Source organism: Nocardiopsis xinjiangensis YIM 90004, from assembly GCF_000341145.1.
In the GTDB taxonomy this organism is placed as follows: domain Bacteria; phylum Actinomycetota; class Actinomycetes; order Streptosporangiales; family Streptosporangiaceae; genus Nocardiopsis; species Nocardiopsis xinjiangensis.
This window is the reverse complement of the sequence record NZ_ANBE01000085.1, coordinates 1-758: the sequence shown is the minus strand read 5'-3', so window position 1 is coordinate 758 and position 758 is coordinate 1. Positions and strand designations below refer to the sequence as shown.

The following is a 758-nucleotide window of genomic DNA, read 5'->3' as shown; positions in this document are numbered from 1 at the left end:
CGATCGCGGCCGAGGCCTGTGGTGCTGCGCATGGTCGGGTTCTGTTCTGTGTGGATGTGTTCGGTCGGACCCGGGAGCGTTTCCTGGAGCTGTATGAGCAGCAGCCCGAGGGGGAGCGGGTCGATCCGCTCGGGGAGTGGCTCGAGGGTTACGCGCGCAAGTACGGGTTCGAGTTTTCCGAGGACCTGGTCACCGGGCAGTTCACCGTGGACCAGATCCCTCCTTCTCTGGGGGGTCGTGCTCGTGGGCTGGAGTACGTGCCGATGCGGTACGTGCCCTACGGGGGGCGTGCGGTGGTTCCGGAGTGGTTGCGGGGGCCGGCCGAGCGTCGTCGGGTGGCGCTGACGTTGGGCTTGAGTGCTACTGAGATCTTTCGTGGTTACACGGTGGATGTACGTGAGGTGTTGATGGCTTTGGGTGGGGTGGATGCGGAGATCGTGGCCACTGTTCCTGAGGTCGAGCAGGAGAGGGTGGGGCCGGTTCCGGAGAACGTGCGGATGGTTTCGTTCGTGCCTTGGCGGGATCTGGTGGCCACGTGCGATGCGGTGGTGCATCACGCGGGGGCGGCGTCGTTGGCGACCACGGCCTTGTATCCGGTTCCGCACTTGTCTTTGCATTATCACTTCGATCAGCCGTATCTGGCGCGGAGGTTGGCTGAGCACGGTGCGGGTTTGGAGTTGCATACCTCTGAGGTGACTGGTGAGGCGGTGCGTGAGGCGGTGGATCGGTTGTTGGACGAGCCGGTCTTCGGTGAGCGT

General features: G+C 64.2%; 1 protein-coding gene. It reads left to right on the top strand.

Annotated elements, in window-relative coordinates:
- The coding region (locus D473_RS0123805; protein ID WP_017611541.1) for a nucleotide disphospho-sugar-binding domain-containing protein at nt 1-758 on the top strand (758 nt) is incomplete at both ends.